Genomic DNA, 16,785 nt, shown 5'->3' with positions numbered 1-16,785 from the left:
CACGACTCGACAGGCCCGCCCTGCGCCTGCGTAGCCTGCGAGACGTGTACGCCGACCACCGCCCCTGCTCCGTCTGCGGCGCCGAGGTGCGTCTCGAGGCCCACCCGGGTGCGGTGACGGAGCCCGACGGGCCCGTGGGTCCGCAGGACGGCGTCGTCGGCACCGCCGACGACGGGCCCGACGTCCGGGTGTGCACGAACGCCGGCTGCCCGTCCCGCTCGGCCGAGGGTTGATCGAGCGCACAGGTCAGGTTGCTTGTGGCTCCGCTGTGCCGGGGTGAGAATCGCCACACCCCTCACCTCTCCGGAGCCCGTCATGACCGTGACCCACGACAGCACCCCTCGCAGCGCCGCCACCCCTGACGCGTCCAACGCGGACATGCAGGCCCTGGCACTCGACCTCACCGACACCGTCGTGGAGGTGCTCGGGTCGCCCGACGGCCAGCGGGTCACCCACCACAAGGGCGTCGTGATGGAGGGGACCTTCACCGCGACGCCCCGCGCGCGGGAGCTGAGCCGCGCGACGCACCTGCAGGGCGACCCGGTGCGCGTCACGGTCCGCTACTCCAACGGCTTCCCCAGCGCGGACCCGGGCAGCGACGGCCCGGACACCACCCAGGGCGACCCGCGCGGCATGGCCGTGAAGTTCTACCTGGACGACGGTCGTCGTACCGACCTGGTCTGCCAGGACTGGCCGGTCTTCCCGGCCGGCACCCCCGAGCACTTCCGCGACCTGCTGCGAGCCCAGCACGAGGGCCCGGAGGCGACCGAGCGCTTCCTCGCCGAGCACCCGGACGTCGCGGCCGCCGGCGCGATTGTCGACACCGTCGGCGCCCCGCCGCAGAGCTGGGCCACGATGGTCTTCCACTCCCTCAACGCGTTCCGGCTCGTCGACGCGGCCGGCGAGGGGCAGTGGGTCCGCTGGAAGCTCGTCCCCGACGCCGGCGAGCACAGCCTCCCGGAGGCCGAGTGGACCACCGCCGACCCCGACTACCTCATGGCCGGCGTCGTGGACGAGCTGCCGATCACCTACCGGGTGATGGCCCAGCTCGCCGCCGACGAGGACCAGACCACCGACGCCAGCAAGGCGTGGCCCGCCGACCGGGAGTGGGTCGACATGGGCGCGATCGAGATCACCGGCAAGGACGAGACCCGCGAGACCGGCGGCGACGTTCTGATGCACGACCCGATGCGCCTGATCGACGGCATCGAGCCCTCCGACGACCCGATCCTGCGTATCCGCTCCTTCGTGTACGCCGAGTCGGTGCGCCGACGCAGCGGTTCGGCGTGCCCGATGCACCTGCGCTGAGCCGTGTCGTACTCGACCGCGCTCCTGACGCCCGACACGTGGGCCGACTTCGCCGCGCTGGTCGACGCCCACCGCGGCGTGTGGGGCGGCTGCTGGTGCATCGGGTTCCACCCGGAGGGCTTCGGCGCCTCGCCGGAGGAGAACCGCGAGCGCAAGCGCGCCCGCACCGAGGCCGGCACCGTCCACCAGCTGCTCGTGTACGACCGGGTCGACGGGGTGGACGCCGCCGTCGGCTGGTGCCAGTGGGGACCTCCGGGCGAGGTGTCGCGGATCAAGAACGCGGCGGCGTACGAGAAGGGCGCGGGGGAGCCGCCCGACTGGCGGATCGGCTGCGTGTTCACCGCCGGCAAGCACCGGGGCCGTGGTGTCGCCCGCGCGGCGGTGCGTGGCGTGCTCGCCGAGATCCGTGCGGCCGGCGGGGGAGTGGTCGAGGCGTACCCGGAGCAGACCGAGGACCGGAAGCCCCAGCGTGGCGCCTACCTCCACACCGGCCCGGAGGAGCTGTACGCCGGCTTCGGCTTCACCCGCGACCGCCGCATCGCGAAGTGGCGCTGGGTGATGCGGCTGAGCGTCTGACTCTCACCCTGCCCGGCCCGGCCCGCGGGCGCCGATGAGATCGGACCCGTCGCGGGGTCGGTACTCCCATGGACGACGAGCAGCGGATCCGGGACCTGATCGAGCGGTGGGCCGTCGCGGTGCACGGTGGCGACCTCGAGGCGGTCGCGGCCGACCACGCCGACGACCTGGTGATGTACGACGTCCCGCCGCCGCGGGACGGGGTGCGCGGGATCGACGCCTACCGCGCGACGTGGCCGCCGTTCTTCGCCTGGCAGAGCGCGGGCGCGGTCTTCGAGATCACCCGCCTGGACGTCACCTGCGGCACCGACGTCGCGTTCGCCGTCGCGCTCCTGCGCTGCGGCGAGCCCGGCGAGCTCGCCGCGGATCCCGACCTCCGGCTGCGCCTCACCGTCGGCCTGGTGAAGCGGGGCGGCCGCTGGGTGGTCACCCACGAGCACCACTCGTTCCCGGACCTCACCCCCAACGCTGAGTAGCCGATCAGGTCGGGGGCGCCGTCCGCAGCCCCTCACGGTCGATCGCGCGCTTGAGGATCTTCCCCGACGGTCCCTTCGGCAGGGCAGGAAGCACCTGCACGAGGTGTGGGACCTTGTAGGCGCTGAGCCGCTCCTTGGCCCACCGGCGCAGCTCGTCGGCGTCCAGGGTGGCGCCGTCACGGAGCACGACCGCGGCGGCGACCTCCTCGCCGCGGGTCGGGTCGGGGACGCCGACGACGGCGGCCTCCACGATGTCGGGGTGGGCGTGGAGGACCTCCTCGACCTCGCGCGGGTACACGTTGTAGCCGCCGCGGATGATCATCTCCTTGAGGCGGTCGACGATCCGGAGCTCGCCGTCGGCGTCCAGCGTGCCGAGGTCGCCGGTGCGCAGCCAGCCGTCGCGGAGCACCTCGGCGGTCGCCTCGGGGCGGTTCCAGTAGCCCTTCATCACGATGGGGCCCTTGACCCACACCTCGCCGACCTCGCCGGTGGGCACCGCCCGGCCCCCGGCGTCCCGCACCTCGAGCTGCATGCCGTGGACGGCGCGCCCGACGGTGCCCGGTTTCGCGTCGGCGTCCGAGGGTGTGGACGTCGCCCAGCCCGAGGTCTCGGACAGGCCGTAGCCCTCCCGGATCCGGACGCCGAAACGTCGCTCGAAGGCGTCGATGACCTCGGCGGGCAGCGGGGCGCCGCCGGAGGACGCCGCCCGGAGGGTGGCCAGGTCCTTGCGGCCGGCGTCACCGGGGACGTGCAGCATCGCGATCCACATGGCCGGCACGCCCGCGACGAACGTCAGGCGGTGGTCGCGGATCATCGCGATCATCCCGGCCGCGTCGAAGGGGTGCAGCAGCGAGACCGGGGTGCCGAGCGAGACAGCGATGTGCATGACCATCAGCTGCCCGTAGACGTGGAACAGCGGCAGCGCGGTGCCGTTGCGGTCGACGGCCGGGTCGAAGCGCAGCTGGTGGCGCGCCGCGTCGACGAGCGCCGCGATGCCCCCGACCGCGAGCTCGGCGCCCTTCGGGACCCCGGTCGTCCCGGAGGTGTAGATGATGATCGCGGTCTCGTCGTCGGCGCGGTCCACGGGCTCGGCCAGCGGGGTCGCGCCGGTCCACTCCTCGCCCCACTGCGGGAGCGGCGTCAGGGTCCACACCGGCAGCCCCCGCTCGCCCGCCGCCGACCTCGCGGCGTCGGCGGCGGCGTGCCAGGCCACGACCAGGCGGGCGCCGGAGTCGGCCAGCACGTGGTCGACCTCGGGCGCGGTCGCCATGACGTTCATCGTGATCACGACGGCGCCGGCGGCGTGCAGGCCGTAGTAGGCCGCGACGAACTCCGCGCCCGTCGGCGCGACGAGCACGACCCGGTCGCCGGGGGAGACCCCGGCGCCGGCGACCCGCCCGGCGACCGTGGCGACCAGGTCCCGCAGCTCGCCGTACGACACGTCGTGCTGCCCGACGCGGACGGCGACCCGGGTGGGGTCGTCCGCGGCGTGGGCGAGGACGGCGTCGGCCAGGTTGCTCATGACGGTGCTCCGTTCGCGGGGGGCTGCGTGCCCCTCAGGTCTACCCCCTCCCGTCTACCCGCCCGTGGACCCCAGCTGCTTCTTGATCTCCGTCTTCAGCACCTTGCCGACCTTCGAGCGCGGCAGGTCGGCCCACACCTCGACCTGCTTCGGGGTCTTCACGCTCCCGATCCGGGCCCTCACGAACGCCTGCACCTCGGCGACGTCGACCGCGGAGCCCAGAGAGCCCTCGGCGCCGGCCCGCAGCTGCAGGACGGCGGTCAGGCGCTCGCCCCACTTCTCGTCGGGCAGCCCCACGACGGCGCAGTCCGCGACGGCCGGGTGCGCCATCAGCGCCTGCTCGACCTCGGTGGAGTACACGTTGAAGCCGCCGGTGATGACCATGTCCTTCGCCCGGTCGACGATGTGCAGGAAGCCCTCCTCGTCGAGGAAGCCGATGTCGCCCGTGTGGTGCCAGCCGTACGCCGACGCCTCGGCCGTCGCGGCCTCGTCGCGGTAGTAGCCGCGCATCACCAGCGAGCCCCGGACGACGATCTCGCCGCGCTCGCCGGGCGCGAGCAGGCGGCCGCCGTCGTCCATCAGCCCCACGGTGACCAGGGGCGTGGGGCGCCCGGCCGACGACAGCCGCGCGGTCGCGATGGCGCCGTCGGCGTCGTAGTGGTCGGCCGGCGGCATCACCGAGATCATCATCGGCGCCTCGGTCTGGCCGAACAGCTGCGCCATCGGCCACCCCCGCTCGAGGGCGTCGGTGAGGCGGCGGGTCGACATCGGGGCGGCGCCGTACCAGAAGCACTCGAGGCTCGACAGGTCCGTCGCGGCGGCGTCGGGGTGGTCGAGCACCATGTAGACCAGCGTCGGCGGCAGGAACGTGTGGGTCACCCGGTGCTCGGCGATCCGGGCGAGGAACCCGCCCACGTCGGGCGCGCGCATCACCACGATCGACCCGCCCGAGGCCAGCACCGGGAAGCACAGCACCCCGGCGGCGTGGGTGAGCGGCGCGAGCGCGAGGTACGTCGGCCGCGCCGGCAGGGTCGGCCACGGATAGCTCATCAGGGTGAGCGCCGTCATCGTCTCGAGGTTGGTCCGGGTGAGCATCACGCCCTTCGGGCGACCCGTCGTCCCGCCCGTGCCGACGAGCATCGCGAGGTCGTCGTCCGGCACGACGTCCACGACCTCGTTCGGGCCGGCGGCCGGACCCGTGGCGAGGAACGCCTCCCACGTCAGCGCCCACCCCACCTCGCCGTCGAGGCACACCAGGGTCGTGATCGCCGGCAGGTCGCCGCGGATCGCGTCGACGAGGTCGGCGTACGCCGCCGTGAAGACCAGCGCCGAGCAGTCGAAGAGGTCGAGCAGCTCGCGGTTCTCCGCGGCCTCGTTGCGCGGGTTGACCGGGCACCAGACGGCACCGGCGCGGCTGATCCCGAGGACGGTCGCGAAGGCGACGGGGTCGTTGGCCGACAGCACCGCCACCTTCGCTCCCGGTCCGACGCCGTGGGCGTGCAGGGCCCCGGCGACGCGGTGGGTGATCCCGACGACCTCGTCGTAGGTCCACGTCTCGCCGTCGCAGACCAGGCAGGGTGCGTCGCCGCCGAGCGAGGCCCCCTTGTCGAGGTGGTCGACCAGCCGGGCCGAGCCGCTGCTCAAGCCCGGATCACATCCCCATGCCGCCGTCGACCGGCAGGCCGATGCCGTTGACGAACTTCGCCGCGTCCGAGGCCAGGAACACCACGGCGTCCGCCATGTCCTCGACGGTGCCGAGCCGTCCCGACGGGGTGAGCTCGACAACGGCGCCGACGGCCTCCTCGGCGGAGCCGAACAGCCCGAGGCGCGCCATGTCGTTCGCGAGGCCGGCGCCCATCTCGGTGGGCACGAGCCCGGGGTAGACGCAGTTCACGCGGATGCCGAGCCCGAGCTTGCCGGACTCCATCGCCGCGACCCGGGTGAGGCGGTCGACGGCCGACTTCGTGGCCGAGTACGCCGAGATGGCCGGGAAGGCGATGGTCGCGGCGACCGACGAGACGTTGATGACGACGCCGCCGGCCCCGGCCGCGCCGCCCGGCCCCATGGTGCGGAAGGCGTGCTTGATGCCGAGCGTCGTGCCCAGCACGTTGACCTCGAGCATCCTCCGGACGTCGTCGGGGTCGACGTTCATGATCAGGTCGCTGATCTCGACGCCGGCGTTGTTGACGAGGACGTCGAGGCCCCCGGCCTGCTCGACGGCCGAGCCCACCGCGGCCTCCCAGGAGGACTCGTCGGTCACGTCGAGGTGCACGAAGTGCCCGCCGACCGACTCGGCGACCTTGCCGCCGAGCTCGTCCTGCACGTCGGCGACGACGACGGTCGCGCCCGCGGCGGCCAGCGCGCGGGCCATGCCCTCGCCGAGGCCCTGCGCGGCCCCTGTCACGAGCGCGCGTCGTCCGGTCAGGTCGAGTGAGGTCATGGGGGCTCCTTGGCGTCCGCGGGTGGGTCCGATCCCTGTGTGGTGCGCCTCACACAAGCCGAGCGCCGCGGCGGGTGTCAACGGTCCTCTGGACAGTTGTCAAGACGTTGATCCGGCGGACGGCGGGGCGCGGGTACCGTCCGACGCATGACGACCGCGGCCACCCGTCGTACGCCGGCGGAGAAGCACGAGGAGCGCCGCCGCGCGCTGGCCGCGTCGGCCCTGACGACGCTCGGCGAGCTCGGCTACGCCCGGGCGAGCCTGCGCGAGATCGCGAAGAGCTCGGAGTTCTCGCACGGCGTCGTCCACTACTACTTCCACGACAAGCTCGACCTGATCGTCTCCTGCGTGCGGCAGTACAAGGCGACCTGCGTGCACCGCTACGACGGGGTGGTCGACGACGCCGCGAGCGCCGACGGGCTGGCGGCGGCCTTCGCGGACGCCCTGGTGCGGACGATCCTCGACGAGGCCCCGATGCACCGGCTCTGGTACGACCTGCGCGCCCAGACGATGTTCACCGCCGAGCTGCGGGAGGCGGTCCTCGCGATCGACGCGACGCTGGAGGAGATGGTGTGGCGCGTCGTCGCGCGGTACGCCGACCTCGCCGGCGCGGCGCCGGCGCTCGGCCCCCGGGCGGCGTACGGGCTGCTGGACGGGGTCTTCCAGCAGGCCCTGCTGGGCCACCTGGTGGGCCGCGACGACGCCCTGGTCGACCTCGACGCCGAGGTCCGCCGCGTCCTGCCGACCCTGCTGGTCTGACGGCGCCTGAGCCTGGGCGCTGGGGCATGTCTCCCCATGTCGTGGCCTGCTACGCGACCCCTGGCGCGTCGCCTCGCTGCGTTCTCGTCAGTCGGCGGCCAAACCCGGGCCGCCTCCCTCCTCCGCCTTGCGACGCGAGGCGCCAGGCGCCGCTCGCGACGGGCCAGACATGGAGAGACACGCCCTAGGTCGGCCGCCGGACGGCGGAGAGCTCGCCGAGCGCGGCGCGCAGCAGGTCTTCCACCGCGCCGGGGGAGAGGTCGAGCAGGATCGCGATCTGCAGCGCGGTCAGGTGGCCGTGGAGGTGGAGCGCGACCGCGCAGCGTTGCTGGTCGCTGGTGCGGGCGAGCCGGTCGACGGGGTGCGGCGACGGCGGGAGGTCGGCGGCCCCCGCGCTCCCCGACGCCACCTCGACGACGGCGCGGCAGCCGTGGAACGTCGCCGTGGCCAGCGCCCCCCGGGTGCGAGCGCGGGACGGCGCCCCCTCGACGGACGCCGAGTGGAGCACGTCGGCGACGACGACGCGGGCGACCTCGATGTCCCCGGCCACGAGCCGTGCGAGGGCGAGGAGGTCGTCGCCGTGGGCGTCGAGCAGCCCGAGCGCGTGGAGCGGGTCGAACGCGGACGGCACGAGCCGGAGCGAGCGGGGAGCGGGTGCGAGCATCGGGACCCCTCGAGGACGAGTGGGCTCACGTCGGGGTCCGGGACGACGGGAGGGATCACCGTAGGTCAGTGCCGTGACCGGCGTCGACCCCCGTCCGGTGCTCGGTCCGCGGACCGGCGGCGGGGGTCGGGCGCAGGGTGGCCAGCAGCCCGCTGAGCACCGCCTCGGCGCCGTGGACCGGGCTCCACCCGAGCTCGGCCTCGGCGCGCCCGGTGTCGAGCAGCGGGACCTGCATCGCGAGGTCCACCCATCCCGGGTCGATCGGGTGCACCCGGCTCCACCACGAGGCGGCGGCGACCGCACGCACGATCCCGGCCGGCACGTGGACGGCCCGACCGCCCAGCGCCGCGGCGATGATCGGCGGTGTCACGGGGAGCGGGGCGGCGAGGTTGAACGAGCCCGCCGCGCGCCGTACCAGCGCACGGACGACGGCGTCGGCGACGTCGTCCGGGTGGACCACCGGCAGGACCAGGAGGCGGTCCAGCGGCAGCAGGGGCAGCCAGCCGACCGCTCGCCGCCCGGGCGCCCGGTCGCCGGAGGACGGGTGGTGGCCGGCGAACCCCGGCCGCATCCGGGTCACGGCGGGCGGGCCGCTGCCGCCCGCGGGGCCCCGGAGACCCGGGTGCTCGTCGTCGAGCAGCCGCTCGACGGCGACCTTGTGCCGGCTGTACGCCGACCCGTCGATGCCGCCGGTGGGGTAGGCCTCCCCGACGGGGCGGTCGTCGACCTTGGGGGAGTAGGCGGCGGCCGAGGACAGGTGGACGACGTGCGGCACCCGCTGGCTCGTCGCGGCGGCCATGACGCGCCCGGTGCCGCCGACACCGACCCGCTCGAGGCGCGACGTCCGGTCCGCGGGGCTGTGTCCCCACGCCAGGTGGACCACGGCATCGACGTCGTAGAACGCTGCCCGCAGCCGGGGGACACAGGTCTCGTCCCCGAGGTCGACGGTCGTCCACCGCAGCCGCCCCTGCCCGGCACTCCGGGCGGTGGTGCCGACGGGCAGACGCCGCGCCAGCCCCATGATCTCGGTGCGGGCGTCGGCGGCGAGGAGCCGACGGACGAGAGCCGTGCCCAGGGTCCCGGTGGCGCCGGTGATCGCGATCCTCATGGCGGATCCTTCCGAGCGGACGTGCCCGGCCGCCCCCCCAGGACACGGCCGGGCGCGCACTGCGCGCCGCAGGTCGCCGGGTCCGGGGCAACACCACGAAGAACGTCCAGGCTAGCCGACCACGAATGGCGGGGACAGGGGTCCGGCGGACTAGGGTGGCCGGGACGCGGTCGTACGGCCGGGTGGCCCGACCCACGACCAGGAGGGGTCCGGATGACGATGTCCCTGGACGCGATCAGGTCGGAGCTCAACGCGTCGCTGTCGAGCGCCGCCCCCGGCCTGTCCACCGCCGACGCCCTGTGCGCCACCTGCGTGGGCGTGCTGGACGTCGACGGCGCTGCGATGTCGGTGATCCTCGACGGAGCGTCGTCGGGGACCTTCGGCTCCAGCAACGAGACCAGCCGCCGGCTCGACGAGTACCAGTTCACCTTCGGCGAGGGGCCGTGCCTCGACGCGGTGACCCAGGGGTCGCCGGTGCTCGTCCCCGACCTCGAGGCCCTCTCCGAGCGCCGGTGGCCCGCCTTCCGCGACGCCGTGCTCTCCGACGGCATCCGGGGGGTCTTCGCCGTCCCGATCGTCGTCACCTCCGAGTGCGTCGGCGCGCTGGACCTCTACCGTGTGCGTCCGGGCCCCCTGGACGACCTGGTCCTCGCAGGCGCGCACCTCGCCGCCGAGCTCGCGACCGCGCCGCTGCTCGACCTGCTGGCCGAGGACGTCGCCGCGGAGGCCGGCCGGCAGGACGGCGCCGAGGACGACCCCCTCACACGTCGGGACGCCGACGGTGGCACCTCCGAGATGGACCGGGTCGAGGTCTACCAGGCCACCGGGATGCTGATCTCCGCCCTGGACGTCGACGCCGACGAGGCCCTGCTCCGGTTGCGGGCCCACGCGATCAGCAGCGGCCTGACCGCCACCGAGGTGGCCAGGGCGATCATCGAGCGCCGCCTGGTGCTCGACCGCGACGACAGACCCGGGTCGCCGGGGTCGTCCAGGCCGGGCGGGAGCACGCCGTGAACGAGTCCAGGGAGCGCGAGATCATCGCTGCGTTCGTGCAGCTGTCCAACGAGCTCGTCGACGACTACGACGTCGTCGAGATGCTCGCGCAGCTGACTGCGAGCTGTGCCCGCCTGCTCGGGATCTCCTCGGCCGGCCTGCTGCTCGCCGACGGCGCGGACACCCTCCACCTCGTCGCGTCCTCCTCCGAGCGGACCCACCACCTCGAGGTGTTCCAGCTGCAGCGCGACGAGGGGCCGTGCCTGGACTGCTACCGCGAGCAGCGTGCCGTCCTCACCCCCGACCTGGACGCGGAGACCGCGCGGTGGCCGGAGTTCTGCCGTGCCGCGGAGATCGTGGGCTTCCGGTCCGTCCACGCCCTGCCGATGCGGCTGAAGGACAACGTGCTCGGCACCCTCGGACTCTTCGGTGACGAGGCCGGCGCACTCGGCGAGGAGGATCTCGCCCTCGCCCAGGCGCTCGTCCACGTGGCCAGCGTCGCGATCGTCAACGAGCGCTCCGCCCACGACCGTGCCACGGTCAACGCCCAGCTGCAGCACGCCCTGAGCAGCCGGGTCGTGGTCGAGCAGGCCAAGGGCGTGCTGGCCCACGCCGGCGGGCTCGAGATGGACGTCGCCTTCACCGTCCTGCGCCGCTACTCCCGCGACCACGGCCGCAAGCTCAGCGACGTCGCAGGCGAGATCGTCGCCCGCGAGCTGCCGTTCGCGACGGTGCTCGACCACGCCCGCGAGGGGCGCATCCTGCCCTGAGCCCTAGGTCCCGTGACGCGCTCAGGTGGCAGGGTCGGGGTCCTGGTCGACCAGGGTCGCCCGGGCGGCGCGGACGTGGGAGCGCATGACCGACTCGGCCCAGGCCGGGTCCTGGGCGGCCAGGGCGTCCACGAGCTCGTGGTGGTGGGCGAGGCTGCGGCGCATGGCCGCGGGGGAGTAGTGGGAGAACGTCCGCCACACGATCGGTACGGCGACCACCGTGGCGACGAGCTGCACGAGGCGCCCGTTGCCGGACGCCGCGAGGACCTCGCCGTGGAAGCCGTTGTTGAGCCGGGTGATCTCGTCCAGGTCCGGTGACGCGCCGAGGGCGGCGGCGTCCATGCGGTCGGCCAGGTCGCGCAGGGCGTCGAGGTCGGCCAGCCCCGAGGTGGCGGCGAGGGCGCAGCCCCACGGCTCGAGGACCGAGCGCAGGCTGAAGATCTCGTCGAGGTCGGCCAGGCTCCAGCTCTCGACCTGCACGCCGCGGTGCCGCTCGTGGCGCACGAGCCCCTCGCTGGCGAGCCGCCGGAGGGCCTCACGGACCGGCGTCCGGCTGACCCCGAGGGAGGCGGCGAGGTCCTCCTCGCGCAGCCACTCGCCGGCGGCCCGCTCGCCGCGCAGGATCTCCTGCCGGATCGCGGCGTAGGTGTCGTCGGCGGACCGTCGTCCCGACACCTCCCCGCCGGGGGTCACCGTCGTCATGCCCGGAACCTAGCACCGGCCGAGGGTGGGGACCGCTCCTCGGAATTGCATGCAATCTGGGGGATGGGCCCTTGACCTCTCTCGAACGGCACCCCTACGTTGCTCCACCTGAGCCCGTGATCTGGCTCACTCACGTCTTACGCTGTATACGAAGAGGACGGTGTGCATGGCGCACGACGACGTCGCGGGCATGCCCCTCGACGACCTCCGCGTGATCGAGCTCGGCCAGCTGCTGGCGGGGCCGTTCTGCGGCCAGCTGCTCGGCGACTTCGGCGCCGAGGTGATCAAGGTCGAGGACCCGGGCAGTGGCGACCCGATGCGGCAGTGGGGCCGCGAGAAGCCGTACGGCCGCTCGCTGTGGTGGCCCGTCGTCGCCCGCAACAAGAAGTCGGTGACCGCGAACCTGCGCAGCGCCGTGGGCCAGGACCTCCTGCGTCGGCTCCTCACGGACGCCGACGTCCTCGTCGAGAACTTCCGTCCCGGCACGCTCGAGCGCTGGGGCCTGTCGCCCGAGCAGCTGTGGGAGCTGAACCCGCGGCTCGTGATCACCCGGGTCACCGGCTTCGGCCAGACGGGCCCGTACGCCGCCCGCGCCGGCTACGGCTCCATCGGCGAGGCCATGGGCGGAATCCGCTACGTGACCGGCGACCCCGACCGCCCGCCGGCCCGCGCCGGGGTCTCGCTGGGCGACTCGCTCGCGGCGACCTTCGCCTGCCTCGGCACCCTCGTCGCGCTGCACCAGCGCGAGCGCACCGGCCGCGGGCAGGTCGTGGACTCCGCGATCTACGAGGCGGTGCTCGCGATGATGGAGTCGCTCGTCCCCGAGTGGCAGGTCGCGGGCTACCAGCGCGAGCGCACCGGCACCACGCTGCCGAACGTCGCGCCGAGCAACGTCTACCCGACGGCGGACGGCGAGATGGTGCTCGTCGCCGCCAACCAGGACACCGTGTTCAAGCGGCTGGCCGCCGCCATGGGCCGGGACGACCTCGCGGTCGACGAGCGCTACGCCACCCACGGCGCCCGGGGTCGGTACATGGTCGAGCTCGACGACACGGTCGCCGCGTGGACGGCGACGCTGCCCGCCGAGGAGCTCCTCGAGCTGCTCCACGAGAACGGCGTCCCCGCGGGTCGCATCTTCAAGGCCCAGGACATGCTGGCCGACCCGCACTTCGCCGCCCGGGAGGCCATCGTCCGGCTCACGCACCCGGAGATCGGCGAGTTCGCCATGCACAACGTCGTCCCCAAGCTGTCGCAGACCCCCGGGCGCGTCCGCGCCGTCGGGCCCGAGCTGGGACAGCACAACGAAGAGATCTACCGCGACCTGCTGGGGCTCGACGACGACACCATGTCGTCGCTGCGCGACTCCGGCGTCATCTGAGGAGGACACCATGGCAATCAGACTGGGCGTCGACGTCGGCGGCACCTTCACCGACATCCTGCTGGTCGACGAGGAGACCGGCGAGACCCACCGCGCCAAGACGTCCTCGACCCCCGAGGACCAGTCCGTCGGGGTCCTGCGCGGCATCGAGCGGGTCTGCGAGGCCGCCGGCGTGACGATGGCGGAGATCTCCGAGGTCCTCCACGGCACCACCGTCGCGACCAACGCGATCCTCGAGGGCAAGGGCGCCCGGGTCGGTCTCGTGACCACCCAGGGCTTCCGCCAGGTCCTCCAGATCGCCCGGTCCTACGTCCCCGGCGGGCTCGCCGGCTGGATCATCTGGCCGAAGCCCGAGCCGCTGGCCGCCCTGGAGGACACCGTCGAGGTGCCCGAACGGGTCGCCTCCGACGGCAGCGTGGTCACCGCGCTCGACGAGGACGCCGTCCGCACCCAGCTGCGCCGCCTGCACCGGCGCGGTGTCGAGGCGCTGAGCGTCAGCCTCATCAACTCCTACGCCAACGACGCCCACGAGCGCCGGATCGGCGAGCTCGCCGCCGAGGAGCTGCCCGGCGTCGCGGTGTCGCTGTCGTCGGCGGTGCTGCCCGAGCTGCGGGAGTACGAGCGGACCATCACCACCGTCGCGAACGCGGCGGTCCAGCCGCAGGTCTCGCGGTACGTCGCCAACCTGGCCACCCAGCTGAGGGACGGCGGGGTGCCCGGCAAGCTGAGCATCCTGCGCAGCGACGGCGGCCTGGTCTCCGGCGAGGTCGCCGCCGACAACCCGGTCAACCTGCTGCTGTCCGGGCCGGCCGGCGGCGTCACCGGCGCCGCCTGGGTCGCCGCGCAGGTCGGCTACACCGACTTCCTCACCTTCGACATGGGCGGCACCTCCACCGACGTCGCCCTCGTGCAGGACTCCACGCCCCGCATCGGCCGGGAGACCCGCGTCGGCGACCTCACCGTCCGCGCCACCTCGGTCGACGTCCGCACCGTCGGCGCCGGCGGCGGGTCGATCGCGCACGTGCCGCCGCTGACCCAGGCGCTGCGCGTCGGGCCGCAGTCGGCGGGCGCCTCGCCCGGCCCCGCGGCGTACGGCGCGGGCGGGCAGGAGCCGACCGTGACCGACGCGAACGTCGTCCTCGGCTACCTGCCGACGCAGCTCGCCGGCGGCGAGATCGCCCTGGACCGCGACGCGGCCCGCGCCGCGGTCGGCACCATCGCGGACGCCACCAGCCTCGAGACCCCGGAGGCCGCGGCCGCGGGGATCGTCGACATCGTCAACGAGAACATGTTCGGCGCGCTGCGCCTGGTCTCGGTGCAGCAGGGCTTCGACCCGCGCGACTTCGCGCTGGTCGCCTTCGGCGGCGCGGGACCGTTGCACGCCAACGCGCTCGGCGTGCTGACCGGCGCCTGGCCGGTGATCATCCCGCCGTCGCCCGGCGTGCTCTGCGCGTACGGCGACGCCACCACCAACGTCCGCGACGAGGCCGTCCGCACCCTCGTACGACGCTTCGACGACCTCACCGACGACAGCCTCGGCGCGATCCTCGACGAGCTCGCCGCGGCGGCGTCCTCGACGCTGAGCCGGGAGGGCATCGCCGAGGCCGACCAGCGCACCGTCTTCACCGCCGACCTGCGCTACCACGGGCAGGGCTTCGAGATCCCGGTGACGATCGACCGCGACGCGTTCGACGGCGCCGGGGCCGGGCTCGAGTCGATCCGCAAGGCGTTCGAGGTCGAGCACGAGCGGCTGTTCTCGTTCGTGCTCGGCACCGAGTGCGAGCTGGTCACCGTCCGCGCCACCGCCCACGGGCCCCGCCCGTCGGTGGCCGGGCAGGACCTGGAGGGGGGTGGCGGGGACCCGTCCGCCGCCGAGGTCGGCACCACCCGGGTGTGGGTCGGCGGCGCCGAGGCCGACGCCCGCGTCTACGACAGGGAACGCCTGCGGGCCGACGACGTCGTGACCGGTCCCGCGGTCGTCACCGAGATGGACTCCACCACCCTCGTCCTCCCCGGTCACGCCGCGACGGTCCACACGAGCGGCAGCATGCTGATCCGCCCCCTCGAGCAGTCCCCGTCCGAGCACCAGGAAGGCTGAGCCATGGCACGCCTCATCGAGACCGCCACCGGGCCGCTGAGCCCCGTCGACGTCGACGTCGTCACCCTCGACCTGATCGAGAACGGGCTGCGCAACGCGCGCTACGAGATGGACGAGGTGCTGTTCCGCACCGCGCTGTCGCCGGGCATCCGCGAGCAGCACGACGAGTTCCCGCTCATCGGCGACCCCGAGGGCAAGATGGTCGTCGGCCAGTTCGGCCTGTCGATCCCCGACTTCCTGGCCAACTACGACGGCGACATCGAGGAGGGCGACGTCCTCCTGACCTCCGACCCGTACTCCTGCGGCGCCGCCATCAGCCACGCGAACGACTGGCTGGTCGTGATGCCGATCTTCTTCGAGGGCCGGATCGTGGGCTGGGCGTCGATGTTCGGCCACATGTCCGACGTCGGCGGCAAGACCCCGGCGTCCATGCCGACCGACGCGCGCACGATCTTCGAGGAGGGCGTCGTCATCCCGCCCTTCACCCTCTACAAGAAGGGGAAGCTGGACGACGACGCGCTGCGGATCATCCTCAACCAGGTCCGCAAGCCCGACTGGAACCGCGCCGACCTCAACGGCATCGTCGCGGCCTGTCGTACGGCGTCGCGCCGGGTCCAGGAGATGTGCGCCCGCTTCGGCGTCGACACCTACACCTCGGCGCTCGACGCGCTGCTCGACCGCAACTACCGGGCGATGAAGACGCTGCTGCAGATGGTCTTCGCCGAGGGCCAGACGATCTCGTTCACCGACTACATCTGCGACGACGGCGTCGGCTTCGGGCCGTACGAGCTCAAGCTGAGCCTCACCCGGACCGGCGACAAGGTCGTCCTCGACTTCACCGGGTCGAGCCCGCAGGCGCAGGGACCGATCAACTACTTCATCAACGAGAACCTGGTCCGGATGTTCTTCGGGATCTACATGATCACCGTCGCCGACCCGCAGATCCTCTGGAACGACGGCTTCTACCCGCTGGTGGACGTCGTCATCCCGGAGGAGTCGTTCTGGCGCCCGAAGTACCCGGCCGCCCTCAACGCCCGCAACCACGGCATCGGCCGGGTCTTCGACCTGTTCGGCGGCCTGCTCGGGCAGACCAACCCGGACCTGCTGAACGCCGCCGGGTTCTCCTCCTCGCCGCACTTCATGTACTCCGGCACGTACGGCGAGGGCGCCCGCAAGGGGGAGTGGTTCCAGCTGTACTCGATCGGCTTCGGCGGCATCCCCGGCCGCCCGATCGGCGACGGCCCCGACGGCCACTCGCTGTGGCCGTCGTTCGTCAACATCCCCTGCGAGTACCTCGAGTCGTACTACCCGCTGCGCATCGAGCAGTGGGAGACCGTCGCCGACACCGGCGGCGCCGGGCTCCACCGCGGCGGCAACGGCGTGGACGTCGCCTACCGGTTCCTCGAGGACGGCACCATCGCCATCCACGACGACCGCTGGCTGACCTACCCGTGGGGCGTCAACGGCGGCCACCCCGGCACCCGCGGGCGCAAGTGGATCGAGCGGCCCGACGGCACCACCGAGGTGCTCGCCAGCAAGATCCACGACTACCCGGTGAAGGCCGGCGAGCTGCTCCACTTCGTCACCTGGGGTGGCGGCGGCTGGGGCGACCCGCTCGCCCGCGAGCCGGAGACCGTCGGGCTCGAGGTGCTCCGCGGGCTCGTCAGCGTGGACGGCGCGCGCCGCTTCGGCGTCGTCTGCGACGACGAGGGTGTCGTCGACACCGCGGCGACCGAGAGCCTGCGGGCCGAGATGGCCGTCGGCCGCCCCGACCCGCTCCCGACCTTCGACATGGGCCCACCCCTCGAGACCATCCTCGAGCGGTGCGAGGAGGAGACCGGCCTCCCGCGCCCCAAGCCCCCGGTCCCGCTGTGAGGCAGGCGCACCATCCCGGAGATCGAGGCGGTGTCCTGAGCCTGTCGAAGGGTGCGAGGCCGGCCACGGCCGAGCCACGAGATCCGGTGACGGGGGAGTCGGTCCGGTGCTGGGGT

At 73.5% G+C, this 16,785-nt stretch carries 16 protein-coding genes; 10 read left to right on the top strand and 6 right to left on the bottom strand.

The genetic code is table 11. The features are described 5' to 3' along the window. Positions 1-44 precede the first annotated feature (44 nt). The 4 genes from Q0858_RS17990 to Q0858_RS17975 all read left to right on the top strand — a co-directional run bounded on the left by Q0858_RS17990 (position 45) and on the right by Q0858_RS17975 (position 2,360). Complete coding sequence (locus Q0858_RS17990; protein WP_299057410.1) at positions 45-233, top strand: hypothetical protein; 189 nt, start codon at positions 45-47, stop codon at positions 231-233. Between the two features lie 82 nt (positions 234-315). Then, positions 316-1,308, top strand: coding sequence for a catalase family peroxidase (locus Q0858_RS17985; protein WP_299057405.1), 993 nt, complete (start codon positions 316-318; stop codon positions 1,306-1,308). A gap of 3 nt (positions 1,309-1,311) precedes the next feature. Then, positions 1,312-1,884 (top strand): GNAT family N-acetyltransferase, encoded by a 573-nt coding sequence (locus Q0858_RS17980; protein WP_299057402.1) that lies wholly within the window; start codon positions 1,312-1,314, stop codon positions 1,882-1,884. A gap of 68 nt (positions 1,885-1,952) precedes the next feature. Beyond that, positions 1,953-2,360 (top strand): SgcJ/EcaC family oxidoreductase, encoded by a 408-nt coding sequence (locus tag Q0858_RS17975; protein WP_299057399.1) that lies wholly within the window; start codon positions 1,953-1,955, stop codon positions 2,358-2,360. Positions 2,361-2,364: 4 nt separating this feature from the next. Here the strand turns inward: Q0858_RS17975 and Q0858_RS17970 are convergent, their stop codons facing one another. Genes Q0858_RS17970 through Q0858_RS17960 form a run of 3 tightly spaced genes read right to left on the bottom strand, consistent with a single transcriptional unit; the run spans position 2,365 to position 6,322 of the window. Further along, positions 2,365-3,882 carry an AMP-binding protein gene (locus Q0858_RS17970; RefSeq protein ID WP_299057397.1) on the bottom strand — a complete coding sequence of 506 codons (1,518 nt, stop codon included), beginning with the start codon at positions 3,880-3,882 and terminating at the stop codon, positions 2,365-2,367. 54 nt (positions 3,883-3,936) lie between these two features. Then, complete coding sequence (locus tag Q0858_RS17965) at positions 3,937-5,526, bottom strand: AMP-binding protein (protein WP_299057394.1); 1,590 nt, start codon at positions 5,524-5,526, stop codon at positions 3,937-3,939. A 7-nt stretch (positions 5,527-5,533) separates the two neighbouring features. Continuing rightward, positions 5,534-6,322 carry an SDR family oxidoreductase gene (locus Q0858_RS17960; RefSeq protein ID WP_299057391.1) on the bottom strand — a complete coding sequence of 263 codons (789 nt, stop codon included), beginning with the start codon at positions 6,320-6,322 and terminating at the stop codon, positions 5,534-5,536. A 147-nt stretch (positions 6,323-6,469) separates the two neighbouring features. On the opposite strand from Q0858_RS17960, the gene Q0858_RS17955 reads away from it, so the two are divergent. After that, entirely contained in the window at positions 6,470-7,081 is a 612-nt protein-coding gene (locus tag Q0858_RS17955; protein ID WP_299057388.1) for a TetR/AcrR family transcriptional regulator, read from the top strand. 184 nt (positions 7,082-7,265) lie between these two features. On the opposite strand, the gene Q0858_RS17950 is transcribed toward Q0858_RS17955, so the two are convergent. Both Q0858_RS17950 and Q0858_RS17945 read right to left on the bottom strand, forming a co-directional pair. Further along, the gene (locus Q0858_RS17950; RefSeq protein ID WP_299057383.1) at positions 7,266-7,745 is read right to left on the bottom strand and encodes a hypothetical protein; all 480 of its coding nucleotides are present in this window, start codon (positions 7,743-7,745) and stop codon (positions 7,266-7,268) included. 55 nt (positions 7,746-7,800) lie between these two features. Continuing rightward, a complete protein-coding gene (locus tag Q0858_RS17945; RefSeq protein ID WP_299057380.1) occupies positions 7,801-8,853 on the bottom strand; it encodes an NAD-dependent epimerase/dehydratase family protein in 1,053 nt (350 codons plus the stop codon). A 213-nt stretch (positions 8,854-9,066) separates the two neighbouring features. On the opposite strand from Q0858_RS17945, the gene Q0858_RS17940 reads away from it, so the two are divergent. Next, on the top strand, positions 9,067-9,867 hold the full coding sequence (locus tag Q0858_RS17940) for a GAF and ANTAR domain-containing protein (protein WP_299057377.1): 801 nt from the start codon (positions 9,067-9,069) through the stop codon (positions 9,865-9,867). Continuing rightward, positions 9,864-10,616: a GAF and ANTAR domain-containing protein gene (locus Q0858_RS17935; protein ID WP_299057375.1), complete on the top strand. Its 753-nt coding sequence runs from the start codon at positions 9,864-9,866 to the stop codon at positions 10,614-10,616. Before Q0858_RS17940 ends, Q0858_RS17935 begins: the two co-directional genes overlap by 4 nt. A 21-nt stretch (positions 10,617-10,637) precedes the next feature. Here the strand turns inward: Q0858_RS17935 and Q0858_RS17930 are convergent, their stop codons facing one another. Next, on the bottom strand, positions 10,638-11,318 hold the full coding sequence (locus Q0858_RS17930) for a GntR family transcriptional regulator (protein ID WP_299057372.1): 681 nt from the start codon (positions 11,316-11,318) through the stop codon (positions 10,638-10,640). A gap of 166 nt (positions 11,319-11,484) precedes the next feature. Between Q0858_RS17930 and Q0858_RS17925 the strand changes: the two genes are divergently transcribed. From Q0858_RS17925 to Q0858_RS17915, 3 genes are read left to right on the top strand one after another with little or no spacing between them, the layout of a single operon-like run. After that, positions 11,485-12,696, top strand: a complete 1,212-nt coding sequence (locus tag Q0858_RS17925; protein ID WP_299057369.1) for a CoA transferase — start codon at positions 11,485-11,487, stop codon at positions 12,694-12,696. Positions 12,697-12,706: 10 nt separating this feature from the next. After that, positions 12,707-14,794: a hydantoinase/oxoprolinase family protein gene (locus Q0858_RS17920; protein WP_299057366.1), complete on the top strand. Its 2,088-nt coding sequence runs from the start codon at positions 12,707-12,709 to the stop codon at positions 14,792-14,794. A 3-nt stretch (positions 14,795-14,797) separates the two neighbouring features. Next, positions 14,798-16,669, top strand: a complete 1,872-nt coding sequence (locus Q0858_RS17915; RefSeq protein ID WP_299057363.1) for a hydantoinase B/oxoprolinase family protein — start codon at positions 14,798-14,800, stop codon at positions 16,667-16,669. Positions 16,670-16,785 lie beyond the last annotated feature (116 nt).

The sequence above is a fragment of the uncultured Nocardioides sp. genome (assembly GCF_947489365.1).
GTDB lineage: Bacteria > Actinomycetota > Actinomycetes > Propionibacteriales > Nocardioidaceae > Nocardioides.
Note: the sequence above shows the minus strand (reverse complement) of the source record. Positions and strands in the feature narration are given on the sequence as shown.

Bases quoted from the DNA above. Each gene is read 5' to 3' on its own strand.
- Q0858_RS17985 (WP_299057405.1), top strand. From the start codon at position 316: ATGACCGTGACCCACGACAGCACCCCTCGCAGCGCCGCCACCCCTGAC.
- Q0858_RS17975 (WP_299057399.1), top strand. From the start codon at position 1,953: ATGGACGACGAGCAGCGGATCCGGGACCTGATCGAGCGGTGGGCCGTC.
- Q0858_RS17970 (WP_299057397.1), bottom strand. From the start codon at position 3,882: ATGAGCAACCTGGCCGACGCCGTCCTCGCCCACGCCGCGGACGACCCC.
- Q0858_RS17960 (WP_299057391.1), bottom strand. From the start codon at position 6,322: ATGACCTCACTCGACCTGACCGGACGACGCGCGCTCGTGACAGGGGCC.
- Q0858_RS17955 (WP_299057388.1), top strand. From the start codon at position 6,470: ATGACGACCGCGGCCACCCGTCGTACGCCGGCGGAGAAGCACGAGGAG.
- Q0858_RS17950 (WP_299057383.1), bottom strand. From the start codon at position 7,745: ATGCTCGCACCCGCTCCCCGCTCGCTCCGGCTCGTGCCGTCCGCGTTC.
- Q0858_RS17945 (WP_299057380.1), bottom strand. From the start codon at position 8,853: ATGAGGATCGCGATCACCGGCGCCACCGGGACCCTGGGCACGGCTCTC.
- Q0858_RS17940 (WP_299057377.1), top strand. From the start codon at position 9,067: ATGACGATGTCCCTGGACGCGATCAGGTCGGAGCTCAACGCGTCGCTG.
- Q0858_RS17930 (WP_299057372.1), bottom strand. From the start codon at position 11,318: ATGACGACGGTGACCCCCGGCGGGGAGGTGTCGGGACGACGGTCCGCC.
- Q0858_RS17925 (WP_299057369.1), top strand. From the start codon at position 11,485: ATGGCGCACGACGACGTCGCGGGCATGCCCCTCGACGACCTCCGCGTG.
- Q0858_RS17920 (WP_299057366.1), top strand. From the start codon at position 12,707: ATGGCAATCAGACTGGGCGTCGACGTCGGCGGCACCTTCACCGACATC.
- Q0858_RS17915 (WP_299057363.1), top strand. From the start codon at position 14,798: ATGGCACGCCTCATCGAGACCGCCACCGGGCCGCTGAGCCCCGTCGAC.